The organism is Caulobacter sp. S45 (assembly GCF_009765965.1).
Taxonomy (GTDB): domain Bacteria; phylum Pseudomonadota; class Alphaproteobacteria; order Caulobacterales; family Caulobacteraceae; genus CAHJWH01.
Window position 1 is genome coordinate 972,584 of sequence record NZ_LMUL01000014.1, and the last position, 25,309, is coordinate 997,892.

The 25,309-nt window shown below is 66.5% G+C and carries 21 protein-coding genes; 12 read left to right on the forward strand and 9 right to left on the reverse strand.

All coding sequences use genetic code 11. From position 1 onward, the window contains the following. The first annotated feature begins 317 nt into the window (after positions 1-317). The gene (locus tag GSQ87_RS11510; RefSeq protein ID WP_216839237.1) at positions 318-2,759 is read left to right on the forward strand and encodes a TonB-dependent receptor; all 2,442 of its coding nucleotides are present in this window, start codon (positions 318-320) and stop codon (positions 2,757-2,759) included. Between the two features lie 61 nt (positions 2,760-2,820). Here the strand turns inward: GSQ87_RS11510 and GSQ87_RS11515 are convergent, their stop codons facing one another. From GSQ87_RS11515 to GSQ87_RS11540, 6 genes are all read right to left on the reverse strand, one after another. Then, complete coding sequence (locus GSQ87_RS11515; protein ID WP_158915579.1) at positions 2,821-3,246, reverse strand: RidA family protein; 426 nt, start codon at positions 3,244-3,246, stop codon at positions 2,821-2,823. 40 nt (positions 3,247-3,286) lie between these two features. After that, the gene (locus GSQ87_RS11520; RefSeq protein ID WP_158915580.1) at positions 3,287-4,060 is read right to left on the reverse strand and encodes an SDR family NAD(P)-dependent oxidoreductase; all 774 of its coding nucleotides are present in this window, start codon (positions 4,058-4,060) and stop codon (positions 3,287-3,289) included. Continuing rightward, a complete protein-coding gene (locus GSQ87_RS11525; RefSeq protein ID WP_158915581.1) occupies positions 4,053-5,219 on the reverse strand; it encodes an acyl-CoA dehydrogenase family protein in 1,167 nt (388 codons plus the stop codon). The genes GSQ87_RS11520 and GSQ87_RS11525 overlap by 8 nt, the downstream gene beginning before the upstream one ends. A 2-nt stretch (positions 5,220-5,221) precedes the next feature. Further along, positions 5,222-6,040, reverse strand: coding sequence for an enoyl-CoA hydratase family protein (locus GSQ87_RS11530; protein ID WP_254062896.1), 819 nt, complete (start codon positions 6,038-6,040; stop codon positions 5,222-5,224). A 194-nt stretch (positions 6,041-6,234) separates the two neighbouring features. After that, positions 6,235-6,738 carry a thioesterase family protein gene (locus GSQ87_RS11535; protein WP_158915583.1) on the reverse strand — a complete coding sequence of 168 codons (504 nt, stop codon included), beginning with the start codon at positions 6,736-6,738 and terminating at the stop codon, positions 6,235-6,237. After that, complete coding sequence (locus tag GSQ87_RS11540) at positions 6,735-7,253, reverse strand: MarR family winged helix-turn-helix transcriptional regulator (RefSeq protein ID WP_158915584.1); 519 nt, start codon at positions 7,251-7,253, stop codon at positions 6,735-6,737. Before GSQ87_RS11540 ends, GSQ87_RS11535 begins: the two co-directional genes overlap by 4 nt. Before the next feature lie 186 nt (positions 7,254-7,439). Here GSQ87_RS11540 and GSQ87_RS11545 point away from each other — a divergent pair, with 186 nt between their 5' ends. From GSQ87_RS11545 to GSQ87_RS11570, 6 genes are all read left to right on the forward strand, one after another. Continuing rightward, positions 7,440-9,764 (forward strand): bifunctional salicylyl-CoA 5-hydroxylase/oxidoreductase, encoded by a 2,325-nt coding sequence (locus tag GSQ87_RS11545; RefSeq protein WP_158915585.1) that lies wholly within the window; start codon positions 7,440-7,442, stop codon positions 9,762-9,764. Positions 9,765-9,979: 215 nt separating this feature from the next. After that, positions 9,980-10,423: a MarR family winged helix-turn-helix transcriptional regulator gene (locus tag GSQ87_RS11550; RefSeq protein WP_216839239.1), complete on the forward strand. Its 444-nt coding sequence runs from the start codon at positions 9,980-9,982 to the stop codon at positions 10,421-10,423. After that, positions 10,416-10,886, forward strand: coding sequence for a VOC family protein (locus tag GSQ87_RS11555; RefSeq protein WP_158915587.1), 471 nt, complete (start codon positions 10,416-10,418; stop codon positions 10,884-10,886). The genes GSQ87_RS11550 and GSQ87_RS11555 overlap by 8 nt, the downstream gene beginning before the upstream one ends. An 85-nt stretch (positions 10,887-10,971) precedes the next feature. Further along, positions 10,972-11,439, forward strand: coding sequence for a MarR family winged helix-turn-helix transcriptional regulator (locus GSQ87_RS11560; RefSeq protein ID WP_158915588.1), 468 nt, complete (start codon positions 10,972-10,974; stop codon positions 11,437-11,439). A gap of 102 nt (positions 11,440-11,541) precedes the next feature. Next, positions 11,542-13,683, forward strand: a complete 2,142-nt coding sequence (locus GSQ87_RS11565) for an indolepyruvate ferredoxin oxidoreductase subunit alpha (protein ID WP_158915589.1) — start codon at positions 11,542-11,544, stop codon at positions 13,681-13,683. 2 nt (positions 13,684-13,685) lie between these two features. After that, positions 13,686-15,215 (forward strand): indolepyruvate oxidoreductase subunit beta family protein, encoded by a 1,530-nt coding sequence (locus GSQ87_RS11570; protein WP_158915590.1) that lies wholly within the window; start codon positions 13,686-13,688, stop codon positions 15,213-15,215. A 196-nt stretch (positions 15,216-15,411) separates the two neighbouring features. Here the strand turns inward: GSQ87_RS11570 and GSQ87_RS11575 are convergent, their stop codons facing one another. Further along, positions 15,412-15,957, reverse strand: a complete 546-nt coding sequence (locus tag GSQ87_RS11575) for a putative 2OG-Fe(II) oxygenase (protein ID WP_158915591.1) — start codon at positions 15,955-15,957, stop codon at positions 15,412-15,414. 75 nt (positions 15,958-16,032) lie between these two features. Further along, positions 16,033-16,815, reverse strand: a complete 783-nt coding sequence (locus GSQ87_RS11580) for a cyclase family protein (protein ID WP_158915592.1) — start codon at positions 16,813-16,815, stop codon at positions 16,033-16,035. A gap of 224 nt (positions 16,816-17,039) precedes the next feature. Between GSQ87_RS11580 and GSQ87_RS11585 the strand changes: the two genes are divergently transcribed. From GSQ87_RS11585 to GSQ87_RS11605, 5 genes are all read left to right on the forward strand, one after another. Then, positions 17,040-18,314, forward strand: coding sequence for a cysteine desulfurase-like protein (locus GSQ87_RS11585; protein ID WP_216839241.1), 1,275 nt, complete (start codon positions 17,040-17,042; stop codon positions 18,312-18,314). Positions 18,315-18,553: 239 nt separating this feature from the next. After that, positions 18,554-20,920: a TonB-dependent receptor gene (locus GSQ87_RS11590; RefSeq protein ID WP_158915593.1), complete on the forward strand. Its 2,367-nt coding sequence runs from the start codon at positions 18,554-18,556 to the stop codon at positions 20,918-20,920. Positions 20,921-21,132: 212 nt separating this feature from the next. Then, on the forward strand, positions 21,133-22,188 hold the full coding sequence (locus GSQ87_RS11595) for a cupin domain-containing protein (RefSeq protein ID WP_158915594.1): 1,056 nt from the start codon (positions 21,133-21,135) through the stop codon (positions 22,186-22,188). Between the two features lie 83 nt (positions 22,189-22,271). Further along, positions 22,272-23,693 (forward strand): amino acid permease, encoded by a 1,422-nt coding sequence (locus GSQ87_RS11600; RefSeq protein ID WP_158915595.1) that lies wholly within the window; start codon positions 22,272-22,274, stop codon positions 23,691-23,693. A 37-nt stretch (positions 23,694-23,730) separates the two neighbouring features. Next, positions 23,731-24,912 (forward strand): acyl-CoA dehydrogenase, encoded by a 1,182-nt coding sequence (locus tag GSQ87_RS11605; protein ID WP_158915596.1) that lies wholly within the window; start codon positions 23,731-23,733, stop codon positions 24,910-24,912. Here the strand turns inward: GSQ87_RS11605 and GSQ87_RS11610 are convergent. Next, entirely contained in the window at positions 24,902-25,309 is a 408-nt protein-coding gene (locus GSQ87_RS11610) for a MarR family winged helix-turn-helix transcriptional regulator (protein WP_216839243.1), read from the reverse strand. The two genes, GSQ87_RS11605 and GSQ87_RS11610, sit on opposite strands and share 11 nt — an antisense overlap.

Below are 25,309 nucleotides of genomic sequence, written 5' to 3' on the forward strand. Positions count from 1 at the left end.
TCGTGTTTCCGGTATGCCGCACTTCCCCGATAATTAAGAGAAAGCCATCAACATCCGTCTCAACGCCCTGGCGCAGTTCTGCGATTTGAGGTTTAGTCGCAGGATAATCGATGGGGCGGAGCATGACTGCGCCCCACAGCACATAGGGGTGAGTCATGTCTCTACGTTGCGTCGCGGGAGCGACTGCGTCCTCCGTTGTCCTTGCCGCGGCATTGCTGAGCTACGCTCCGTCCGCGAACGCCCAGGCCACTTCGCCTCCCGCGCCCACAGCCCCGGCGCCGGCCGCCGCCAATCAGCCTTACACCGTCGATACAATCGTGGTCACCGCCCAGAAGCGGAAAGAAAACCTGCAGGACGTTCCCATCGTGGTCACGGTGGTGAACAAGCAACTGCTGCAGGACAGCGGCGTGCGCGACATCAAGGACCTGAGCAAGCTGACCTCCGGTCTGACGGTGACTTCAACCGCCTCGGAGGCCACCACCACCGCGCGCATTCGCGGCGTGGGCACCGTCGGCGACAATCCCGGCCTGGAGCCCTCCGTCGGCGTGGTGATCGACGGCGTCTACCGCCCCCGCAACGGGGTGGGCTTCAATGATCTCGGCGACGTAGACCAGATCGAAGTGCTTAAGGGACCGCAAGGCACCCTGTTCGGCAAGAGCACCTCGGCCGGGGTGATCAACATCACAACCGCCCAGCCCACCTTCACCTTCGGCGGCAACGCTGAGTTTACTACCGGCAACTATAACGAGGTCGGCGGCTCGGCCGAAGTCCACGGGCCGATCATCGATGACAGGCTGGCGGGCAGCCTGTACTTCGCCGACCGCCAACGCGACGGCTTCTATTCGGTCGTCACCGGCCAGGGCCCGCGGACCGACACCTCCAGCGACAACGAAAACTTCTACACCATCCGCGGCCAGCTTCTCTTCAAGCCGGACTCGAATTTCACCGCCCGCATCATCGCGGACTACACCCATCGCGACGAGATTTGCTGCGCCGCCGTGGTGAAGTCCAACAGCCTGCCGCTCAACCCCGCCAGCCCCCTGAATGCACAGGGCATCGTCGCCGGTCTGGCCGGCGCAGGCGGGGGCGAGGCCCAGAACCCCGACCCCTTCAGCCGCACCGCATTCCAGAACCAGCCGAGCGTGCAGGACATCATCGACGAAGGGCTATCCGCCCAGATCGACTATAAGATCCCCAGCATCAACGCTTCGATCACTTCGATCACGGCCTTCCGCAACTGGAAATTGCTCAACGGCAACGACCTCGACTTCAGCAACGCCGACCTGTTCTCGACGCCCGACAGCGACGCCAACAGCACTCAGTTCCAGGACTTCAGCCAGGAAATCCGTTTCGCCGGCAGCTACGACCGGCTCGATTTCCTGGTCGGCGGATTCTACGCCAACGAATACCTGCGCGACAATTTCGAATTCCAGACCGGAAATCAGTTCGGCACCTATCTGAGCGACCTGTTCAGCACCATTTCCTCAGGCGTGCCGAACCCGAACTTCCTCACCGCCACCTTCGGGCCCAACGCCACCTTCCCCGGCGGCACCGGCAGCATGGACCGCTATCGCCAGCGTGACGACAACTACTCACTCTTTACCAACGATACGGTCCATGTCACCAGCAAGCTCGATGTCAATGTCGGGCTGCGATACACTATCGACAACAAGGTGCTCAACAGCAGCAACCAGAACTTCGGCGCCGGCGCCGGCCAGGGTTGCTCGGCGGTGGACTCCAGCCCCCTGACCAAGCTGGGCCTGATCCCACAAGCCCTGCTGAATACGGTCTGCCTGCCGTTCTTCAGCCCGGCCTTCAACAACTTCAACAACCACCAGAGCGAGTCCACCTCGAACACCTCCGGCACGGCGAAGCTGGTCTACCGTTGGGCGCCGCAGCTTCTGACCTATGTGTCCTACGCCAAAGGCTTCAAGGCGGGCGGGTTCAACCTCGACCGTACCGGCTGCCCCAACGGCCAGCCGGTCGGGACGCCAGGCGGGAACTGCCCGGTCAGCCCCGCCCCCTTCAACCCGAACCTGATCACCGCGCTGACCGCCAACACCAACACCTTCTTCAAGCCGGAATACTCCGACTCGATCGAGGCGGGGGCCAAGACGACCCTGTTTGATCGCAAGCTGCTGTTGAACGCCACTCTGTTCTACGAGAAATTCACCAACTTCCAGTACAATACCTTCAACGGCCTGGTGTTCGTGGTCGACTCCCTGCCCGTCGTCTATAGCAAGGGCTTGGACACCGACTTCCTGTGGCGTCCGATCCGCGACCTGAACGTCCAGGGCGGCCTGACCATCGCCAACACCCGCTTCTCCCACACCGACGGGAGCAGCACCTCCGGCGTTCTGGCCACCTCCGGCTTCCTGGGCGCGCCGGGTTCGCGTCTGCCGCTGGCGCCGCAGTATTCCGCCTCCCTCGAGGGAACCTACACCTACCGTCTGCCGCGCGACTACATGGTCCGGTTCAACCTGGGGACCAAGTTCAACTCACGCTACAACACCGGCTCGGACGAAGATCCCCGCAAGGAGCAGACCGGTTACTTCGTCACCGACGGCCGCATCATCTTCGGCCCGCAGAGCGCGCGGTACGATGTGGAACTGTGGGCCGAGAACCTGTTCAACACCAACTACCAGCAGGTGGCCTTCGACTCCGGCTTCCAGAACGCGCCGACCAACCCGACGGGTCTGATCGACACCTTCCTGGGCGCGCCGCGCACCTTCGGCGCCACCCTGCGCGCAAAGTTCTAAGAACGCCGCCCTCTCTCCCGCTTGCGGGAGAGAGGGATTTCGTTGCGTCAGCGGTCGGCCTTCAGTCCCCGGCGGGAGACGCCGAAACCACCGCAGTCGCTTCGATCTCGACCATGGCCAGAGGCTCCACCAAGCGCACCACCTGCACCAGGGTCATGGGCGGATAGACCGGCCCCAGGGTCGCCCGGTAGGCTTGACCGATCTCCTTCAAGGCGTCGGTGTAGGCGTCGATGTCGGTCACATACCAGGTGATCCGGGTCAGATGCTCGGGGCCGGCGCCGGCCGCGCCCAGCACCGCGACGATGTTGGCCAGCGCCTGCTCCACCTGACCGGCGAAGGTGGGGGGAAAGCGCCCCTCGGTGTCCCAGCCGATCTGGCCGGCGACGAATACCATCCGCCCCGACGCCACCATGCCGTTGCTGTAGCCGCTCGGGCGTTTCCAGCCCTCCGGCAACAAGGCGCGATGCAGCGAGGTGGGTCTATCCATGGCTCGGCTCATAACTTCGGTTGTCATCCTAACCCGCCCCTCAGCCGACTTCGCCGCCGGCGACCACCAGGGTCGTCCCGGTCACCGAGGCCGCACCGGCCCCGCATAGATAAAGCACCGCCGTGGCCACCTCTTCGGGCGCGATCAGGCGGCCCTGCGGGTTGACCCGGGTGAACTCGGCGCGTGCGTCTTCCGCCGTGCGCCCGCTCTTGGCGACGATGCGCGCGACGCTATCGCCGATCAGGTCGGTGTCGGTGAAGCCGGGACAGACCGCATTGACGGTGACGCCGGTCTTGGCGGTCTCCAGCGCCAGCGACCGGGTCAGGCCCAATAGCGCATGCTTGGCCGCCGCGTAGGCGCTGACATAGGCGTAGCCCTTCAGCGCGGCGGTCGAGGCGACGTTGACGATCCGCCCGAACCCGCCCTCGATCATGGCCGGCAGCACGGCGCGCGACGCCGTGACCGGCCCCATCAGATTGATCTCCAGCATCCGGCGGAAATCGTCGCCGGTGGTGCGGGCGAAGGGCGCGCTGTGGGCGGCGCCGGCGTTGTTCACCAGGATAGCGATGGGGCCGAAGCGGGCGGCAGCCTGGGCCAGCGCAGTCTGCAAGGCCGCCTCGTCGGCCACATCGGCCGTGACCCAGCCCTGCGCGACGCCCGCCCGGACCAGTTCGTCGAGCGGTCCTACCGAGCGTCCGAGCGCCGTCACCCGATAGCCGGCCGTCGTCAGTGTCCGGCAGATCGCCGCCCCGATGCCGCGCCCGCCGCCCGTGACCAGGGCGTGCAGGCCTTCGCCCGTCCGCACCTCAGACATCGGCCGCAGCCAGGGTCTGGGCGGCGATGATCACCTTCTGCACTTCCGACGCGCCCTCGTAGATGCGCAGCGCCCGGATCTCGCGATAGAGCCGCTCCACCGGATGGCCGGAGACCACGCCAAAGCCGCCCATGATCTGCACGGCGGCGTCGATCACCTGCTGGGCGCCGTCGGTGGCGGCGAGCTTGGCCATGGCCGCCTCGCGGGTGATGCGGCCGCCGACCACGTCCTTGATCCAGGCGGCGCGGAACACCAGCAGGGCTGAGGTGTCGACGGTCAGGGCCATGTCGGCGATCTGGCCTTGCACGAGTTGCAGCGCCGACATCGGGGCGCCGAACAGCTTGCGGTTCTTCGCCCGCTTCAGCGCCTCGTCCAGCGCCCGGCGCGCAAAGCCCAGCGCGGCGGCGCCGACGGTGGGGCGGAACACGTCCAGCGTGGCCATGGCGATCTTGAACCCCTGGCCCTCCTCGCCGATACGGTTGGCCTTGGGGATGCGGCAACTCGTGAAGCTGATCGTGGCCAGCGGGTGAGGCGCGATCAGCTCGATCCGCTCTTCGACCTTGAAGCCAGGCCGGTCGGCCTCGACCAGGAAGGCGGTGACGCCCTTGGAGCCGGCCGCGCCGGTGCGGGCGAACACGACGTAGAAGTCCGCGATACCGCCGTTGGAAATCCAGGTCTTGGTCCCGTCCAGAACGTAGTCGTCGCCGTCGGCGCGCGCGGCGGTGGTCATGGCGGCGACGTCGGAGCCGGCCTCAGGCTCGGACAGGGCGAAGGCGGCGATAGCCTCGCCCCTGGCCACGCGCGGCAACCAGGCCGCCTTCAGCGCCTCGTCGCCAAACAGACTGATCGCGCCCGACCCCAGGCCCTGCATGGCGAGGGCGAAGTCGGCTAGGCCGCCGGCCTGAGCCAGGGCCTCGCGCGTCAGGCACAGGGAGCGGACGTCGAGCTGCGGGAGCCGGCCGCCGTAGGCTTCGGGCACACAGAACCCGAGCCAGCCGTCCGCGCCCAACCGCGCAACCAGCGCCCGACAGGTGGCGTCGACATCGTGCTCCTGCTCGGCCAGCGGGCGGATGGCCTCGACATAGGCGCGCAGGTCGTCGGCGAGCGCGCGATGAGCGTCGTCGAAGAAGGGCCAGAAGAGATAGCTGCGATCGCCCATGCTCAGCGCCCGACGAAGGCCGGCTTGGCCTTCTCCACGAAGGCGCGGTAGGCGATCTTAAAGTCCTCGGTCTGCATGCAGACGGCCTGGGCCTGGGCCTCGCTCTCGATGGCGGCCTCCAGGCTCATATTCCATTCCTGGTTCAGCATGGTCTTGGTCATCATGTGTGCGAAGGTCGGCCCGGCCGCGAGACTGGCCGCCAGCTTTTCGGCTTCCGCCATCAGTTCGGCGGCGGGGACCAGCCGGTTGTAGAAGCCCCAGGCCGCGCCCTCGTCCGCGCTCATGCTGCGTCCAGTGAACAGCAGTTCCGAGGCGCGGCCCTGGCCGATGATGCGGGGCAGGATCGCGCAGGCGCCCATGTCGCACCCCGCCAACCCCACTCGCACGAACAGGAAGGCGGTCTTGGCCTCGGGCGTCGCCAGGCGCAGGTCCGAGGCCATGGTCAGGATCGCCCCGGCCCCGACACAGACCCCGTCCACCGCCGCGATCACCGGCTGCGGACAGGCGCGGATCGCCTTGACCAGGTCGCCAGTCATGCGGGTGAAATCGAGCAACTCGCGCATGTCCATGCGCGTCAACGGGCCGATGATCTCATGTACGTCGCCGCCGGAGGAGAAGTTCCCACCGGCGCCGTTGACCACGACCACCTTCACGTCGCGCCGATAGACCAGCCCGCGGAAAAAATCGCGCAGCTCGGCGTAGCTTTCGAAGGTCAGGGGGTTCTTGCGATCGGGGCGGTTGAGGGTGACCACCGCGGTTTCGCCCATGACCGACAGGGCGAAATGCCGGGGCGTCGCAATCGCAGCCTGCTCGACCGTCAACACCATTCTCCCCGACAGGCCAAGCAATTAGTTTAAACATGAAATTATCGGATCGACAAGCCGTTCGGCCTGAACGACGTGCGTGCTTCGAGACGCCCCTGCGGGGCCTCCTCAGCATGACGAAGTTTTTTGCCCGTCATCATCATTCGTCATGCTGAGGAGGCCCCGCAGGGGCGTCTCGAAGCACGCAGTCCCTAACCGCTCACCGCTTGGCGATACGCCTCCAGTGGCTCACGCAGCCACGTCGGGACAGGGGTGGCGCGGCGCGTTTTCTGGTCGGTGGTGACGGTGACCAGTTGGCCTCGCACCGTCTCCTCATCGGCGCGATGCAGGTGCACCCGCCAGGCGATCGACCCCGCGCCGATCCGGTCGATCAGCACGCTCAGCACGACCGCGTCTCCCATGCTCACCGGCCGGAAGAAGTCGCAGTCCACCCGGCCATAACCCAGGCCGACGCCATGAACGCGTATGGCGTCGTAATAGGACAGGCCAAGCCGCTCCGGGAAGAAGTCCTCCACCGCGCCGTTCATCAGATCGATCAATCTCGGCGTGTATGCGATACCCGCCGGGTCGCAGTCGGAAAAACGGATTTTGCGCGGCGTGTGGAAGCTCGCCAGCGGCAGGGCCGAGAAGGCGACCGGGGTCAGGCGCGGCCGGGTCAGACCGGCATGGCCTTCTATCGTATCGGCGGCGCTCATGACGGACGGCCGGCGTCCCTCAGGGTGGGCAGCACCGACGCCTTGAGCTTTCCGAGCGCCTTCAGCAGGGCCTCGATCTCGCGCGCCGACAGGTCCTCGAACATCTCGGCGATCCAGGCCTCGTGCGCCTCGGCCATAGCGGAGAACTCGCTTCGCCCCTCGGTGGTCAGCTTGATCACTTGCACGCGGCGATCCGACGGCAGGGGCGCGCGCTCCAGGTGGCCGCTCTCCACCAACCGCTCCACCAGCCCGGTGACGTTACCGTTGGAGACCATCATCCGCTTGGACATCTCGCCCAGCGTCATGCCCTGTGGCGCGCGCTCCAACTGAGCCATGAGGTCGAACCGCGGCAGGGTGACGTCGAACCCGTCGCGCAGCCGGCGGCGGATTTCCGTCTCGACCAGGTTGGTGCAGGTCAGTAGCCGCAGCCAGAGGCGCAGCTCGTCCTTGTGACCGTGGGGCGCTTCGAAGGCCTTGGTCTCGGCGTCCAGGGGCAGGATGTCCGTCGCGTTCATCGATCATATTCCCGCAGCGGCGCCGAGGTCGTGCGACTCGCTGCCTTGTGGCTTGCACTCAACCGAATACCTTACCAGCGCCCCGCGCGGCCATCCCTCAAGAGGATGGGCAATCTTGACACCCGAACGCGATTATTTCAAACTTAAACCATTGGCGTGGACCGCCGCGCGATCTCAGGGCGCCCCATGAAGATATCCATCATCGGCGGCGGACCGGCCGGGCTCTACTTCGCCATCCTGATGAAGGCGGCCAAGCCCGAGCTGGACATCTGCATATACGAGCGCAACCGCCCGGACGACACCTTCGGTTTCGGCGTGGTGTTCTCCGACCAGACGCTGGACACCTTCGCCAAGTATGATGCGCCGAGCCACCGCGCGATCACCGAGAACTTCTCCTACTGGGACGATATCGAGATCCACTTCAAGGGCGAGACCATCCGGGTCGGCGGCAACGGCTTTTGCGGCTGCTCGCGCCAGTCGCTGCTGAAGCTGATGCAGCAGCGGGCCGAGGCGCTCGGCGTGCGGATGGACTACCAGACCGATATCGAAGACCTGTCGCGCTTCGCCGACAGCGATCTGATCGTGGCCGCGGACGGCATCAACAGCCGGGTGCGCACCACCTATGAGCCGGACTTCGGCACCAGCGTCGACCTGCGCCCCAACAAGTTCGCCTGGATGGGCTCGACCAAGCCGCTGGACGCCTTCACCTTCTATTTCCGCGAGACCCCCTACGGCGTATTCATCGCCCACTGCTACCAGTACGAGGCCGGGCGTTCGACCTGGGTGATCGAGACCGATCCCGACACCTTCGACCGGGCGGGCCTGGAGCAGATGAGCGAAGAGGCGTCCGCCGCCTTCATCGCCGAGGTGTTCGCCGAGGAGCTGGACGGTCATCAGCTGATCACCAACCGCTCGCTCTGGCGCAGCTTCCCGATGATCCGCAACGCCCATTGGGTGCGCGGCAACGTGGTGCTGCTGGGCGACGCCAAGGCCACCGCCCACTTCTCCATCGGCTCGGGCACCAAGCTCGCCATGGAGGACGCCATCGCTCTGTTCGAGGCGTTCAAGGCCGAGCCCGCCGTCGACAAGGCGCTGTACCGCTTCGAGCACGCCCGCCGTGAAGACGTGGAAAAGACCCAGCACGCCGCCGACGTGTCGCTGGTCTGGTTCGAGCACCTGAAGCGGTTTTGGGACTACGACCCGGTCAAGTTCTCGTTCGGACTGATGACCCGCTCCAAGGCGATCACCTACGACAACCTGGCCGTCCGCGCGCCCGAGTTCGTCGACCGGGTGGCCCGCCACTTCGCCGAAGAGCAGGCCGCCAAGGGCCTGCCCGTGCGCGACCCCAGCGCGCCGCCGATGTTCCAGCCCTTCCGCCTGCGCGAGCTGGAGCTGTCGAACCGGGTGGTGCTCTCGCCCATGTGCACCTATTCGGCGGAGGACGGCACGCCGGACGACTGGCACCTGGTCCACCTGGGCGCGCGTGCGCTCGGCGGCGCCGGGCTGATCTTCACCGAGATGACCGACGTCTCGCCCGAGGCGCGCATCACGCCCGGCTGCACCGGCCTCTACACCGACGAACAGGAGACCGCCTGGAAGCGGGTGGTGGATTTCGTCCACCAAGCCTCGGCCGCCAAGATCTGCCTGCAGCTCGGCCACGCCGGGCGCAAGGGCGCCACCCGCCTGATGTGGGAAGGCATGGACCAGCCGCTGGAAAGCAACGCCTGGCCGCTGATCTCCGCATCGCCCCTGCCCTACTATCCCCACAGCCAGCCGCCGCGCGAGATGACGCGGGCGGACATGGACGCGGTGAAGGCCGACTTCGTCGCCGCCACCCGCAGGGCGGAGAAGGCCGGCTTCGACATGCTGGAGATGCACTGCGCCCACGGCTACCTGCTGGCGTCGTTCGTCTCGCCGCTGACCAACCACCGCACCGACGAATACGGCGGGTCGCTGGAGAACCGGCTGCGCTATCCGCTGGAGGTGTTCGAGGCCATGCGCGACGCCTGGCCGGCGCACAAGCCGATGTCGGTGCGCATCTCGGCCACCGACTGGAAGGACGGCGGGATCAGCGGCGAGGACTCCGTCGAGATCGCGCGCAGCTTCTCCCAGGCGGGCTGCGACCTGATCGACGTCTCCACCGGCCAGACCGTGCACGACGCCGCCCCCATGTTCGGGCGGATGTTCCAGACCCCGTTCGCCGACCGTATACGCAACGAGGCCCAGGTCGCCACCATGTGCGTGGGCGCCATCTCCAGCGCCGACCAGATCAACACCATCCTGGCCGCCGGCCGGGCGGACCTAGTGGCGGTCGGCCGCGGGCACCTCGCCGATCCCTTCATGACCGTCCGGGCGGCGGCCTGGTACGGCGTCGACCTGCCCGGCGTCCCACCCCAGTACGCGCCGGGCGTCCAGGCGGAGAAGTCCTCGGCCCGAAAGGCGCGCGAGGAATTGCTGGCCCTGCGCATCCGGGCCAAGCCCAAGGGCGGCGGCGTCCTGACCAATTCTTAGGCGCCCCGCTTCCGCACGCCCCCTGCGCGCTATTGTCCGGGACCGTGTCCGCACGGCGACATGACAGTGGACGCCCCTGCCCTTCCGTGTAGATGTCGAACGCAACTGCATATGGGGCGCATGCAGCAGACTTGATCTCCGCATCGCGCCGCACCGTTGAAGATCAGAGGTCGGTATCGGCGATGGCCAGATCGCGCGCTCAACCAACAACGTCCTTGAGCGAGGGCGACAGCTGGATCGACAATTTCACGCCCTACCGGCTTTACCGCGTCACGACCAAGTTGAACGCCAAGCTTATGGGTAAGTTGAAGTCCAACAAGATCAACCCGTCGCAGTGGCGTGTGTTGAGCGTACTTCGCGCTTATGGCACGCTGAACGTAGGCAAGTTGGTCGAACTTACGCTCATGGAACAGCCTACGGTCAGCCGCGTGGTGGCTCAACTCGAACAGGACGGTCGCATCGAGCGCCGCTGGTCGACGGTCGACTCCCGCGTGGCCGAGCTGACCATCACCCCCGCGGGCGTGGAAGCCTTCGACGCCATCATCCCCACCGCGCTGCGTCACCAGCAGCTCGCCTTCAAGGGGTTCGACAAGACCGAGATCGCCGCCCTGACCGCGATGCTGGCGCGGATCGAAGCCAATATAGAATTCTATGATTGAAGCGGGCGCGCCAGGGTTCGAAATCCTAGCGCCGCCCGTCGGCGTATCCGAGGGCCTGGCCCTGCTGCAGGCTCCGAAAGGAACCATCACCTTTTTCTACTACCAGGACCTGGGCGACGCGGCGGCCTTCTATCGCGACGTGATCGGCCTGCGCAGCGTCATGGAATCGGACTGGTGTGTGATCTTCGACCTGAACCCCGGCGCGCGGCTGGGGCTGGTCAACGCCACGGCGGGCAGCCAGCGCCCGATCCTGGGCCGCAACAAGGGCGCCATCCTGTCGCTGCAGATCGACGATGTGGAGGCCTGCCTCGAACGGCTGAAGCGCCAGGGCTTGGCCCCCGCATCCGCCTGCCTGGCCGAGGGCTGCGCCGGACGCACCCGCGAATACAAGATCCAGGACCCCGAAGGCTATACGGTGGAATTCTTCGCCTGGGTCGATCAGCAGGCGGCCTATTCCACGTAGAACCGCGCACGGTTGCCAGAGCGGTATAGGCGCCTTAGCCAATAGGGCTGCGCCAAGACGCTGATATTTTCCGACCGGATGCTCCATGGCCACCGCCGCCCGCGCCGACACCGATCCCGTCTCGCCGGCCTTCACCTACCACACCTATCCGTTCTACCTGCTGTCGCGCACGTCCGGCTGCTACAACCGGGCGATGGAGCGGGCGCTCAAGCCGCTGGGGCTGGACCAGGCGCGCTGGCGGGTGCTGGTGATCCTGGCCGAGGACGGGCCGCTGTCGATCGGCGATATCGCCGAGGCGGCGGTCTACAAGGCCTCCACCCTGTCGCGCATCATCGGGCGCATGCAGGCGGCCGGCCATCTAGACGTCGCGCCGCGCGCCAGCGACAACCGGGTGGTGGAGGTTTCGCTGTCGCCCGCCGGACGTGAGCTCTACGCGCGCTCGATGAGCGCCGCCAGCCGGGTCTACCGCCGCGCCTGCGAGGTGCTGAACGAGGCGGAGTTCAAGCTCCTGTCCGACCTGCTCATAAAAGTGGCGGAGCCTTTCGCCACCTGATTGGCCAATCGAGAAACATGCAAAATCATTTGTAATGTCACTCAACGCGCATAATCTCGCCCCATAGCGGCCGTTGCGGCGGCCAGAGCCTGTAGGTGCGCCATGGCCGAACGGTCGTTCGCCGAAGAAGTCGAGAAACTCAGGCTTTCCGCCGGGGACGTGTTCGAGGGCGAGGCCATCCTCGCGGTGACCAAGGCGCTGCTGCAATCGGGCGTGGCCTATATCGGCGGCTACCAGGGCGCGCCGATCTCGCACCTGCTGGACGTGTTCGCCGACGCCACCCCCCTGCTCAACGAGCTGGACGTCCGCTTCGAGAGCAGCGCCAGCGAGGCCTCGGCCTGCGCCATGCTCGCCGCCAGCGTCAACTACCCCCTGCGCGGCGCTGTGGCCTGGAAATCGGTGGTCGGCACCAACGTCGCCTCCGACGCGCTGGCCAACATCGCCTCGGGCGGGGTCAAGGGCGGCGCGGTGATCATCGTCGGCGAGGACTACGGCGAAGGCTCCTCGATCATGCAGGAGCGCACCCACGCCTTCGCCATGAAGAGCCAGGTCTGGCTGCTCGACCCGCGCCCCAACCTGCCCAAGATCGTGGAGATGGTGGAACAGAGCTTCGAGCTGTCGGAAGCTTCCAACACCCCGGTGATGCTGGAGCTGCGCATTCGCGCCTGCCACCTCTACGGAAGCTTCACAGCCAAGGACAATGTCCGCCCGCGCTTCACCCAGAAGGACGCGCTGGAGAACCCGGTGCGCGACGTCGACCGCATCGTCCTGCCCCCCGCCAGCTTCCTGCACGAGCGCGAGAAGATCGAACGCCGCTGGCCCCAGGCGGTGGAGTTCATCAAGCAGCACAGGCTGAACGAGTTCTTCGGCCCCACCGAGGGCGACGTGGGGGTGATCGTCCAGGGCGGCCTCTACAACGGGCTGATGCGCGCGCTGGAGCTGCTGGGCCTGGCCGATCCGTTCGGCCGCACCGAGCTGCCGATCTATTGCCTGAACGTGGTCTACCCTCTGATCGACGACGAGGTGAAGGCCTTCTGCGCCGGCAAACGCGCCGTGCTGCTGGTCGAGGAAGGCCAGCCGGAATTCATCGAGCATGCGCTCAACACCCTGCTGCGCCAGGCCGACCTGAACACCCGCATCGTCGGCAAGGAAATCCTGCCGCGCGCTGGCGAATACTCCGGCGAGGTGCTGAAGAAGGGCGTGCGCGCCTTCCTGGACCGCTTCGCGCCCGAGCGGCTGGTTGATTCCCCCGAGGCCGACACCCCGCACCCGACCGAGCTGACCGCGATGGGCGCCGACCTGCCGCCCCGCCCGCCGGGCTTCTGCACCGGCTGTCCCGAGCGCCCGATCTTCACCGCCATGAAGCTGGTGGAGCGTGAGATCGGCCCGGTGCACGTGTCGGCCGACATCGGCTGCCACCTGTTCTCGATCCTGCCGCCCTTCCACCTGGGCAACACCACCATGGGCTACGGCCTGGGCCAGGCCGGCAGCGCCGCCTTCAACGTCGAGGCCGGCAAGCGGGCGCTGGCGGTGATGGGCGACGGCGGCTTCTGGCACAACGGGCTCAGCTCCGGCATCGGCAACGCCGTGTTCAACCGCAGCGACAACGTCACCCTGATCGTCGACAACAACTATTCCGCCGCCACCGGCGGCCAGGACATCCTGTCCTCGCGCGCCGACAACAGCTGGCGCAGCACCCGCCACGCCATCTCCGACGCGGTGAAGGGGGTGGGCGTGAAATGGGTGCGCCAGGTCAACCGCACCTACGACCTTAAGGACATGACCTCGGCCCTGCGCGACGCCATGACCTCGCGGGAACCCGGCCCCAAGATCGTCATCGCCCAGTCGGAATGCATGCTGAACCGCCAGCGCCGCGAGAAGCCCCTGTTCAACAAGGCGGTGAAGTCCGGCGAGCGCAAGGTGCGCGAGCGCTTCGGCATCGACCCCGACACCTGCACCGGCGACCACAGCTGCATGCGCCTGTCGGGCTGCCCGTCGCTGACGGTGAAGCCCAATCCCGACCCCCTGCGGCGCGACCCCATCGCGCACGTGGACAACAGCTGCGTCGGCTGCGGCCTGTGCGGCGAGGTCAGCCACGCGGCTGTGCTCTGTCCCTCCTTCTATCGCGCCGAGATGATCTACAACCCGGATTGGAAGGACCGGCTGATGGCCAAGATCCGCAAGGCGGTGATCGGCTGGCTGCAGACCCGCGCGGACAGCGCGCGCCTGGCGCGAGCGATCTGATCATGACCGAACTCCAGATCACACCTCGCTCCAAGCCCAAGATTCGCCCGATCACCATCGCCATCACCGCCATCGGCGGCCAGGGCGGCGGCGTGCTGGCCGATTGGATCGTCAGCCTGGCCGGCGCCGAGGGCTATATCGCCCAATACACCTCCGTCGCCGGCGTCGCCCAGCGCACCGGGGCCACCATCTACTACATCGAGCTGTTCCCCCGCGCCGCGGCCGAGGCGGAAGGCGCGATGCCGGTCATGGCCCTGATGCCGGTGATCGGTGATGTCGACGTGGTGATGGCCGCCGAGCTGATGGAGGCCGGTCGCGCCCTGGTGCGGGGCTTGGTGACGTCCGACCGCACCACCCTGATCGCCTCGTCCCACCGCATCTACGGCGTCACCGAGAAGACCGCCATGGGCGACGGCATCGCCAAATCCGAGAAGGTGATCGAGGCGGCGGTCAAACGCGCCAAGCGGCTGGTGCTGTTCGACATGGCGGAACTGGCCGAACAGAACGGCAGCGTCATCAGCGCGGTGATGTTCGGCGCCTTGGCCGGAGCCGATGTGCTGCCCTTCCCGCCCTCCGCCTACGAGGCAGCCATCCAGCGCGGCGGCATCGGCGTCAAGGCCAGCCTGGTCGCCTTCCGAGCCGGCTTGGCGCGAGCGCAGGCAGGCGCGCCGGCCCTGGAGGCTATCGCCGAAGCCGGCCCTGCCGAGGTCACCACCGCCGCGGGCGGCAGGCTGGTGTCGCGCATCGCCCAGGCCTTTCCGCCCACCCTCGCCCCCATCCTGCTGGAAGGTGTGCGCCGGCTGGCCGACTATCAGAGCCACGCCTACGCCGAGGACTATCTCGACCGGCTGGAGGGCGTGCTCGCCGCCGACCTCGCCGCGGGCGGCGCACAAAAGGCCTACCTGCTAACCGAGGAGGCCGCACGCGGTCTGGCGCTGTGGATGTCCTACGAGGACACCATCCGCGTGGCCGACCTGAAGACCCGCGCCAGCCGCTTCACCCGCGTGCGCGCAGAGGTCAAGGCGGCCCAGGACCAGCTCGTCTACACCAGCGAGTTCATGCACCCCCGGCTGGAAGAGGTCTGCGACACCCTGCCGGCGGGGCTCGGCGCCTGGATCCTGCGCACGCCCTGGATCTCCAAAACGCTGGAGCCGATGTTCGCCAGCGGCCGTAAGATCGCCACCGCCAAGCTCGGCGGCTTCCTGACCCTCTACGCGGTCGCGGCCTTGCGGCCCATGCGGCCCTCGACCCTGCGGTTCAAGCGCGAGATGGCGGCCATGTCGGTCTGGCTGGAGCGGGTGAAGGCGGCTGCGCCGCGCGACTATGCGCTCGGCGTGGAGCTGGCGCTCTGCCAGTCCCTGGTGAAGGGCTACGGCGACACCCACGCGCGGGGCATGCGCAGTTTCGAGGCGATCATGGCCCAGGCCGACGCCGAGACGATCACCCCCGAGCGCGTCGCCAGGCTGCGCGCCGCGGCGCTGGCCGACGAAGCGGGCAAGACCCTGACCGCGGAGCTGGGTTTGGCTGGGTGAAGGAACTCTTTGATTCCCCCTTCATTCCGCTCATCCCGGTGAATGCCGGGACCCAGATCATAAGGCACGAGGTCGAAGATTAAGCCTAGCTCCTAGGGGCTAAACATCAGCCCGCAGACCCCTTCGATCTGGGTCCCGGCATTCGCCGGGATGAGCGGATACGGAGGCGCCTAGTCCACTGAGGGCTTCAACGCCCTCACCACCGCGCCTGCCCATCGCGCAGGATGGGACACTCGTTGGAGATCAGCTCGACGTTCAGGCTGATCCGGTAGTCCGCCGATTTCTGCGGCACGGGCTTGTGCAGCAGCCAGCGGGGAAACAGGTACAGCCACCCCTCCTCCGGCGTAACCTTGAGCAGGGTCTCGCGGAACATGAACCAGAGCTGGCCCTCCGTATCCGGCGCGGTCAGGTAGTAGACCCCGTTGATGGTCGAGGTCTGCAGATGATCGTGCCAGACCGACGACCAGCGCGCATTGTTCTGCACATAGGCGAAGCAGGATTTCTGTGAGGTCGGATGCAGGGTGAAGGGCTCGAAGGCGAACAGGCACTCCGAGAAGAACTTATAGTGCAGTAGGCCGAAGAAGTCGTCCTGCGAGGCGATCTTGAAGCTGTACTGCTGGTCAGGCGCCTCCCAGGCGTGGAACTGCGCCAGCACGATGTCCCTCACCCGGTCGCGGTGGCGCGCCAGTTCGGGCAGCGGCGTGCGCAAGACCCAGGGAAAGTCCCCGAACACCCGTTCCATGGCCTACCCTCCTGATCAGGAGGCCAGACCTATGGGCCGCGACGCCGGCCGTCCAGCCCCCACCCTGGGCGGGGCTTAGCCCTCGACCAGGGCCAGCACACGGAGCGGGCTGCCGGACCCGCGCACGATCTTCAGCGGCGCGGCGACGATGATCGCGCCGGTGGGCGGCAACTTGTCGAGATTGGTCAGGCTGGCCAGGCCGAACTTGTTGGCCCCGTGCATCAGGCTGTGACAGGGGAACGGCGGGTCGAAGCCGAAGGCCTGGCCGGCGTCGGTGCCCACGGTCTCGACCCCCACGCCGCGCACGCCGCGCTGCTCGGCCAGGAAGGGCACGCAGTCCGGCGCCCAGCCGGGCGTATGCGGGCCGTCCTCCTTCATGTTCAGGAAGGCCGACGGATCGGTGCGCTTGGACCAGTCGGTGCGCACCAGCACCCAGGCGTCCTTGGGGATGCGGCCGTGCTTGGCCTCCCAGCTCTCGATGAAGGCGATGCTGACCAGGAAGTCGGGATCGGCCGACACCTCGCCCGCCGCGTCGATCACGCAGGCGGGGCCGACGAACTTCTCGGGCGCGATCGTGTCGGTGGTGTTGTTGGGATAGTTCTTGCCGGAAACCCAGTGCACCGGGGCGTCGAAGTGGGTGCCGGTGTGCTCGCCGCACTTGAACCAGTTCCAGTACCAGGCCGGCCCGCGCTCGTCGTATTCCGACAGCACCTCGATCTCGAACGGCGGGTTCTGGGCGAACTGCGGCGGCAGCGACAGGATCGGCGTGGTGGGCTCGAGCGGCTGGGTGAGGTCGATCACCTTGACCCGGCCGTCCACCAGGGCTGCGGCCAGATGGTTGAGGATATCGGCGGCCATCTCGTTCACCCTTTCAAAGCGTGGCGGCCAGCCTGTCAGGCCGGCGACATATTTCAAGCCTAAAATTAGCCTAGTCCCGCCCTCAGCCGAACCTGGCGGCGATAGCGGCGGCTGCGCGCCGTCACAACATTATCATATGAAAACGCATTCAACTGAGTTATGAGCGCGTTCGACATGCGATCGGGTCTTCGCTACGTCGCCCATCCATTCATGAGAGCCGCCCTATGAGTCTCGCGTCCGACACCCTCGCCAAGCCGGCGTCCCTCGCCTCCCTGATGGCGAAGGCCCGCGCCCAGTTCCCGGCCATCGTCAACGCCGAGCCCTTCATCTTCTTCGACAACGCCGCCGGCGCCCAGCTGCCCCAGAACGTGCTGGACGAGGTGAACCGTCACCTGGTCGGCCACAACGTGCAGCGCGGCGGCCGCTACGCCAAGAGCGTGGAAGTCGACCGGGTGGTGGCCGAGGCTCGGGTCAAGGTCGCCGCCCTGCTGAACGCCTCCAACCCCCACGAGGTCTGCTTCGGCATGAACGCCACCTCGTTCATCCGCCTGGTCAGCCTGGCCATCGGCCAGACGCTGAAGCCCGAGCGCAGCGAAATCATCATCACCGACCTGGACCACGATGCCGACGTGGCCACCTGGCTGGCGCTGAAGCCGATGGGCGCGACCTTCAAGTGGTGGAAGATGCGCGACGACGGCAAGCTGCACGTCGAGGACCTGATTCCGCTGCTGTCGGAACAGACCCGTCTGGTCGCCTGCACGGTGGTGTCCCACGCCCTGGGCTCGCTGGTCGACGTGACGGCGGTCGGCAAGGCCGCCCACGCGGTCGGCGCGGAGGTGTTCCTGGATTGCGTCCACTTCGGCCCGCACGCGCCGATCGACGTGCAGGCCTGGGATTGCGACTATCTGGTCTGCTCGGGCTACAAGATCTTCTCGCCGCACATGGGCTTCATGTGGGGCAAGTTCGAGAAGCTGGTCGCCCTTCCGACCTTCCGCGAGGAATTCATCCCCGACGAGCCCCCGTTCAAGATCGAGGCGGGCACCTTCATCTACGAGAACGTCGCCGGCATGAGCGCGGTGGTGGACTATCTCGAGGACCTAGGCGCGGGCCTGCCCGGCGGCGACAAGGCGACCACCTTGCGCGCACGGCTGGTCCATGGCCTGAACGGCATCCGCGCCTATGAGCAGACCCTGTCGGAAAAGACCCTGACGGCGCTGAACGCGGTCGGCGCGACCATCTACGGCGTCGGCGATCCGGCCCGCTCGATCGAGCGGGTGCCGACCATCTGCTTCAACCTCGGCGACATGGACCCCAAGGACGTGGTCGAGAAGGCCGCGGCGGCCGACATCGGCATCCGCGACGGCCACATGTACGCCCCCCGTCTGATGGCGCGCCTCGGCCTGTCGATGGACCGCGGCGCGGTGCGCACCTCGCTGGTCCATTACAACACCTATGACGAGGTGGAGCGGTTCGCCGAGTTCCTCCGCAAGCTCGCCTGAGCTTCTTCTATAGGTAGATCTAGGATCGCCGGGCGGGTCGTGGTTTTCACGATCCGCCCGTTCTGTTTTGGGGCGGCCCAGGGGCGGAGACGGCCGCTACGTAAAGGGCGCCATCCTCCGGTCTTTGCGACATTTTTGTGCCAAACGGCGGCGCCTTCACAAAGCCGCCTCGGCACAAGATTGACATATCATATGATAACGCATCTTCCTTGACGCCGCAGAGTTAAGGGGATCGGCGCATGTCATATCGTGTTCATCGCAAAATGGGCCGGTCGGCCGCGTCGGCCTGGCTGGGATCGGCCAGCCTGTTGGTCTTGGGGATGTGCGCCGCGCCCGTGTATGCGCAAGGCGTAGCGCCCTCCGCGCAACCCGCCCCGGCGCCAGCTTCCACGTCGCCCCCCGCAGCGGCGGTCGACAGCGGCAGCGTTTCTGAAGTCATCGTCACCGCCAGCAAGCGGGTGTCGCAGTCGGCGCTGTCAGTGCCCGGCGCGATCCAGGCCATCTCGGGCGATTCGCTGGCCAAGGCCGGCACGATCGGATTCATTGACGTCGCCGTCAAAATCCCTGGCCTGCAGATCCAGGACCTTGGCCCCGGCGACCGCAAGTATGTTGTCCGCGGCGTCAATTCGACTGGCGATTCCACCACCGGCGTCTACTACGACGAAGCGGTGATCAGCGGCTCCAACGCCAACGACGGCGGCGGGATGGAAGCCGACATCCGGCTGTTCGACATGGATCACGTCGAGTTCCTGCGCGGCCCGCAGGGCACCCTGTATGGCGCCAGCTCGGAAAGCGGCACCATCCGCTTCGTCACCAAGAAGCCCGACATGGAGAACTACGGCGGCTACGCCACGGCCGAAGGCTCCGACACCGAACACGGCGCCGGCAACTACAACTTCAACGGCGCGGTCAACCTCCCGATCATCAAGGACGTGCTGGCCCTGCGCGTAGTCGGCTGGCGGGTCAGCGACAGCGGCTTCATCGACCAGCCGCGCATCGCCACCGGCGAACTCAAGGACGTCAACAACGACGACGTGTCCGGCGGCCGCATCAACCTGCGCTTCACGCCGATCCACGACCTGACCATCGACGCCTACTACACCACCCAGACCGAGACCTCCGACGGCTCGCCCCGCTACACCCCGGCCGGCGTGACCTCGTTCGGCGCACCGGGCATCCCGGCGGTCCAGGGTTGCGACCTGTGCAACACCGATGTGACCCGCAGCCCCTATGGCGAGCGGATCGACCTGTACGGGGTCACTATCAACTACCAGATGCCCTACGGGACGGTGACGGCGACCAGCAACCAGTACAACCGGCACCTGCAGTTCAACTTCGACTCCACCCCGGTGCTGATCGCCAACGGCGTCAATATCCCCGGCGAGACCGAAGAACCCCAACAGCGCGACGTGACCTCCAGCGAAATCCGCTACGCGTCCAAATTCGACTTCCCCGTCAACTTCGTCGCCGGCGTGTTCCGTCAGTACGAGACCAACGATCTGGCCGTGCACGTGCTGAAGACCAACGCCGCCGGTCTGGCGGTCGGCCCCTTCAGCGAGGCCAACGACGAAGACGCCCTGTCCAATCCCAACGGCACCACCTTCTTCGGCCGCATCGACAACCGCACGACCACCGAATACGCCGCCTTCACCGAAGTCACCTGGGACGTGACGCCGAAGTTCCAGATCGTGGGCGGCGCGCGCTACTTCAGCGAGTCGCTGCAGGGCAACCAGGAACAGACCCATCCCTTCGGCGGCTTCCCCGCCGGCCAGAATCTGGTGGTCATCCCCGATCAGACCGAGACCTTCAGCAAGATCACGTTCAAGGCCAACGCCAGCTATAAGATCAACCCGAACCTGATGGTCTACGTCACCGCCTCGGAAGGCTTCCGAGGCGGCGGACTGAACGCCCAGAGCCAACCCTTCGAGCCCATCCCCACCTCCTACGCCCCGGACTCGCTGTGGAACTACGAGGCCGGCCTGAAGGGTAAGCTGTTCGACGGCAAGCTGCAGTATAGCGTCGACGGCTACGCCATCCTCTGGAACAACATCCAGCAGCCCGAGACCACCTCCGACGGCGCCTTCACCTTCACCGGCAACGCCGGCAATGCGCGCATCACCGGCTTCGAGTACGAGTTCGACGCCAAGCCGATCCAGTACGTGACCGTGAGCTTCACCGGCTCCTACCAGGACGCCGTGCTGACCAAGGGCGCGACCGCGGCTCAGGTCGCGGCCAACGGGACGCTGGGCGTCACCGGCGACAAGATCGCCAACGTGCCGCCGTTCCAGGCCAACCTCAGCCTCGACTACACCCGGCCCATCAACGACACGATGAGCTGGACGCTCGCCGGCGACATCACCTATCGCGACAGCATGAACAGTCAGACCAATCTGACCGACAACCCGTTCAACGTGCCGCTGTCCGCCTACACCCTGCTCGGCGCCCGCACCTCCATCAATACCGGGCCGTGGACGGCGACGGTGTTCGTGCGCAACCTGGGCGACGACCGCGCGCAGATTTCGGCCATCAACTCGGCGCAGGACCCGCTGGCGCTGCTGACGATCCGACCCCGCACCTTCGGGATGTCGGTGAGCCGGACCTTCTAGGTTGAAGAATGGAGGGCGCGGCGATCACAGGTTCGCGGCGCCCTCACCTCATCATGCCCCGACTTGATCAGGGGATCCATGGAACGGATGTATCCGATTTGACGGCGGGAACGTCGCGCCATGGATGCCCGGATCAAGTCTGGGCATGACGACGGAAACGACGCCAGAATGACCCCAGGGTCGCTAAGATAAACGTCCGGGAGGAAGCTCTCATGGCCACGCCGACCATCGCCTACCGCAAGGGTTACTATCACGAGGTCAAAGCGGGAAAGCGTTACCTGTGGTGCAGTTGCGGTCTGTCCAAGACCCAACCCTTCTGCGACGGCGCCCATGCGGGCACCGAATTCCTGCCGGTTTTGTTCAAGGCCAAGGAAGACGAGGACGTCATCTTCTGCGGCTGCAAGCATACCGGCACGCCGCCCTTCTGCGACGGCGCCCACAGCAACCTACCCGGCGGCTATCAGAACGACGATCCCGACAGTCCCGAGAACCGCGCCATCCCGACGCTGACGCCCGATGCGGGGCCGACGCTCATGCTCGACAACGATTGCTACGTCTTCTCCCCGACCCGCGCGACGATGGAACGGAGCGGCGTGCTGGCCTGGTGCCCGACCATCAGCCCAGCCCAAGGCGCCCTGCACCAGTCGCAGTTCTACGCCGAGGTCCAGGTCGGCTCGGCGCCGGTGATCTCGGCCGACGACCGGCACACGGTGCTGTTCGTGGTCGACGGCGAAGGCGAGGTCGAGATCGGCGAGCGCCGCTTCCCGGTCACCCAGAAGAGCGGCCTGTATGTGCGGCCCTCCGAAGCCTACCGCATCCACAACCCTGGCCCCGAACCCATGCGCCTGTTCATCTCCAACGGGCCGGGCAGCGAAGACCTCGTGTTCCTGGACGAGATGCCCCCGACGTTCGAGGCCGAGTTCCCCGACCGCCGCGCCGACGTCGATCCGTCCCAGCGCCAGGCCATGGCCGAGCGTTCGTTCCAGATCCTGGTCAACCGCGAGCACGGCTCGACCATGGTCACCCAGTTCATCGGCAACATCCCGGTGTCCAAGGCCGAGCCCCATCGCCACCTCTACGAGGAGACGCTGATCTTCCTGCGGGGCGAGGGCGTGGTGTGGACCGAGACCCGCAAGGCCGAGGTTCGGGCCGGCGATGTGATGTTCCTGCCCAGGAAACAGCTCCACTCGGTGCAGAGCGTGTCGGACGGCGGGCTGGACGTGGTCGGGATCATCTATCCGGGCGACAATCCGTCCATCAACTACTGAGCCGCCAAAACACTTCAAACTTAAAACGTCTTGACGGCGCGGACGGGGGGACGGAAAGTCCCGTTGTCGACCCAGGAGCCCAGATGACCGACGCCGCCATCGCCAAACAGGAAGGCGGCCTGCACAAGGGGCTCACCAAGGGCCAGGTCGTGATGATCGGGCTCGGCGGCGCCATCGGCACGGCCCTGTTCGCCGGCAGCGGCATCGCCATCAACTACGCCGGCCCCTCGGTCATCCTCAGCTACATCATCGCCGGCTTCATCGCCCTGGTCATGGTGTTCAGCCTGTCGGAGATGGCGGTGATGCACCCCTCGGCCGGCTCGTTCGGCACCTATGCCGAGGCCTACCTGAACCCATGGGCGGGCTTCGTGGTCCGCTACACCTACTGGGCGGCCCAGGTGATCGCGGTCGGCGGCGAGGCGGTCGCGGCGGGCATGTATATGACCTTCTGGTTCCCCGGCACGCCGATCTGGCTGTGGTCGATCGCCTTCGCGGTGCTGCTGCTGGTGGTCAATTCACAGTCGGTGAAGCACTTCGGCACGGTGGAATACTGGTTCTCCTTCATCAAGGTCGCCGCCATCGTCGTCTTCATCGTGCTGGGGATCATCAGCATCTTCGGCATCGGGGTGAAGCCGGTCGGCCTGCACAACCTGACCCACGCCCAGGGCGGCTTCTTCCCGCACGGGCTGAAGGGCATGTGGATGGCGGTGATCGTCGGCGTGCTGTCCTACAACGGCATCGAGGTGATCGCCGTCACTTCGGGGGAGACCCAGGACCCCAAGCGGGCGATCCCGGCGGCGCTGCGCACCATGGTGCTGCGGCTGTTCCTGTTCTACGTGCTGGCGCTGACGGTGGTGGTGACCTTCGTGCCCTGGACCGTGATCGCGGCCAAGATCGTCACCGAAAGCCCCTTCGTCCGGGTGTTCAGCTACATGGGCATCCGCCATGCAGCGGGGGTGATGAACTTCGTGGTGCTGAGCGCGGCGCTCTCCAGCATGAACACGAATGTCTATCTCTGCGCGCGGATGCTGTTCTCGCTGTCGCGCGGCGGCTATGCGCCCAAGCTCTTCGGCAAGCTGAGCAAGGACGGCTCGCCGGTGGCGGCCATCGTCACCTCGGGCGCCTGCATCCTGGTGGCGGCCGCCATCTCGCGGATCACGCCGCTGGCCTACAACTACCTGCTGGGCGTGGCCCTGTTCGGGGCGATCATCGTCTGGATGATCATCCTGGCCAGCCACCTGGCCTTCCGCCGCAAGCACCGGGGCGAGACGCTGCCGGTGCGCATGCCGTTCTTTCCCTGGATGCAGCTCGCGGGCCTCGGCCTTCTGGCGGCGTTGCTGGTGACCATGGGGCTCGACACCGAGTTCTGGAACGTGTCGTGGATCGTCGGCCTGCCCTGGCTGGGCCTTCTGACCATCGCCTACTTCATCTGGAAGGCGCGCAACAAGCCGCCCGGAATCGCCATGGCTCGTCACGGCCTGGAACCCGCCGCCCGCGACGCCTAGTCTCCCCCAAAGCTTTCTGAACGACGGAACGATAGACATGGCCACGGCGAGCGCCTTCGACTGGCAGGACCCTTTCGCGCTGGACGCGCAGCTCAACGAGGACGAGCGGCACATCCGCGAAGCCGCCCACGCCTACTGCCAGGGCGAGTTGCAGCCCCGGGTGACGATGGCGGCGCGCAACGAGACCTTCGACCGCGAGATCATGCGCGAGATGGGCAGGCTCGGCCTCCTCGGCGCCACCCTGCCCTCCGAATACGGCGGCGCGGACGCTAGCCACGTCGCCTACGGCCTGATCGCGCGCGAGGTCGAGCGCGTCGACAGTGGCTACCGCTCGGCCATGAGCGTGCAGTCCTCCCTCGTCATGTATCCGATCTACGCCTACGGCAGCGAGGAGCAACGCCGGAAGTACCTGCCCGGCTTGGCCGCCGGCGAACTGGTCGGCTGCTTCGGCCTGACCGAGCCCAACCACGGCTCCGACCCCGGCGGCATGGAGACGCGCGCGGAAAAGGTCGAGGGCGGCTATCGCCTCAACGGCGCCAAGACCTGGATCACCAACAGCCCCATCGCCGACCTAGCCGTAGTCTGGGCCAAGCTCGACGGCGTGATCCGCGGCTTCGTGGTCGAGCGCGGCATGGCCGGGTTCGAGACGCCCAAGATCCACGGCAAGCTGTCGCTGCGCGCCTCGATCACCGGCGAGATCGTGCTGCAGGACGTGGTGGTGCCTGAAGAGAACCTGCTGCCCAACGTCAAGGGCCTGTCCGGCCCGTTCGGCTGCCTGAACAAGGCCCGCTACGGCATCTCGTGGGGCGCGCTCGGAGCGGCGGAATTCTGTTGGCATGCGGCGCGCAGCTACGGCCTGGACCGCAAGCAATTCGGCCGCCCACTCGCCAACAACCAGCTGTTCCAGAAGAAGCTGGTCGACATGCAGACCGAGATCGCGCTGGGCCTGCAAGGCTGCCTGCGCGTCGGCCGCCTGCTCGACGAAGGTCACGCCGCGCCGGAGATGATCTCGATCGTCAAGCGCAACAGCTGTGGCAAGGCGCTCGACATCGCCCGCGCGGCCCGCGACATGCACGGCGGCAACGGGGTGTCCGACGAGTTCCACGTCATGCGCCACATGTGCAACCTGGAAGCCGTCAACACCTACGAAGGCACCTACGACATCCACACCCTGATCCTGGGCCGCGCCCAGACCGGGCTGCAGGCCTTTACGGGTTAAGCTGGCCCAAGGCGAGGACGAGGGCGGGCTCCAGCACCCGCAGCTCCTCCAGATGCGCCACCGTCAACCGGCGTAGGACGCTCTCCGCCTTCGGGGTCAGGACGAGCGTCATGCGCCGCCGATCCTGGGCGGAAGCCGTCTTGATCAGAAGATCGGCCTCGACCATGCGCGACGCCAGCTCGGCCGCCGTATGGGCCGCGATCAGGAGTTGTGCGGCCAGCGTCCCCACCGAAGGCGGTTCCGGCCCCACGTGTCCCGCGAGAGCGAGCAGGGCCTGATGTTGCTGGGGCGGTAGCCCAGCCTTGCCCGCGGCAGCCTCGCTGAAGGCCAGGAAGCGGCGAAGCTGATAACGGAAAGCAGCGAGCGCCGCATATTCTTCCGAGGAAAGTTCGCGCAC

Excerpts from the sequence above, each read along its gene's own strand:
- GSQ87_RS11540 (WP_158915584.1), bottom strand. The coding sequence starts at position 7,253 with ATGAACGCGACGGACATCCTGCCCCTGGACGCCGAGACCAAGGCCTTC.
- GSQ87_RS11585 (WP_216839241.1), top strand. The coding sequence starts at position 17,040 with ATGAGTCTCGCGTCCGACACCCTCGCCAAGCCGGCGTCCCTCGCCTCC.
- GSQ87_RS11515 (WP_158915579.1), bottom strand. The coding sequence starts at position 3,246 with ATGGATAGACCCACCTCGCTGCATCGCGCCTTGTTGCCGGAGGGCTGG.
- GSQ87_RS11605 (WP_158915596.1), top strand. The coding sequence starts at position 23,731 with ATGGCCACGGCGAGCGCCTTCGACTGGCAGGACCCTTTCGCGCTGGAC.
- GSQ87_RS11525 (WP_158915581.1), bottom strand. The coding sequence starts at position 5,219 with ATGGGCGATCGCAGCTATCTCTTCTGGCCCTTCTTCGACGACGCTCAT.
- GSQ87_RS11560 (WP_158915588.1), top strand. The coding sequence starts at position 10,972 with ATGGCCACCGCCGCCCGCGCCGACACCGATCCCGTCTCGCCGGCCTTC.
- GSQ87_RS11580 (WP_158915592.1), bottom strand. The coding sequence starts at position 16,815 with ATGGCCGCCGATATCCTCAACCATCTGGCCGCAGCCCTGGTGGACGGC.
- GSQ87_RS11565 (WP_158915589.1), top strand. The coding sequence starts at position 11,542 with ATGGCCGAACGGTCGTTCGCCGAAGAAGTCGAGAAACTCAGGCTTTCC.
- GSQ87_RS11520 (WP_158915580.1), bottom strand. The coding sequence starts at position 4,060 with ATGTCTGAGGTGCGGACGGGCGAAGGCCTGCACGCCCTGGTCACGGGC.
- GSQ87_RS11590 (WP_158915593.1), top strand. The coding sequence starts at position 18,554 with ATGTCATATCGTGTTCATCGCAAAATGGGCCGGTCGGCCGCGTCGGCC.
- GSQ87_RS11570 (WP_158915590.1), top strand. The coding sequence starts at position 13,686 with ATGACCGAACTCCAGATCACACCTCGCTCCAAGCCCAAGATTCGCCCG.
- GSQ87_RS11555 (WP_158915587.1), top strand. The coding sequence starts at position 10,416 with ATGATTGAAGCGGGCGCGCCAGGGTTCGAAATCCTAGCGCCGCCCGTC.
- GSQ87_RS11595 (WP_158915594.1), top strand. The coding sequence starts at position 21,133 with ATGGCCACGCCGACCATCGCCTACCGCAAGGGTTACTATCACGAGGTC.
- GSQ87_RS11535 (WP_158915583.1), bottom strand. The coding sequence starts at position 6,738 with ATGAGCGCCGCCGATACGATAGAAGGCCATGCCGGTCTGACCCGGCCG.
- GSQ87_RS11600 (WP_158915595.1), top strand. The coding sequence starts at position 22,272 with ATGACCGACGCCGCCATCGCCAAACAGGAAGGCGGCCTGCACAAGGGG.
- GSQ87_RS11575 (WP_158915591.1), bottom strand. The coding sequence starts at position 15,957 with ATGGAACGGGTGTTCGGGGACTTTCCCTGGGTCTTGCGCACGCCGCTG.
- GSQ87_RS11545 (WP_158915585.1), top strand. The coding sequence starts at position 7,440 with ATGAAGATATCCATCATCGGCGGCGGACCGGCCGGGCTCTACTTCGCC.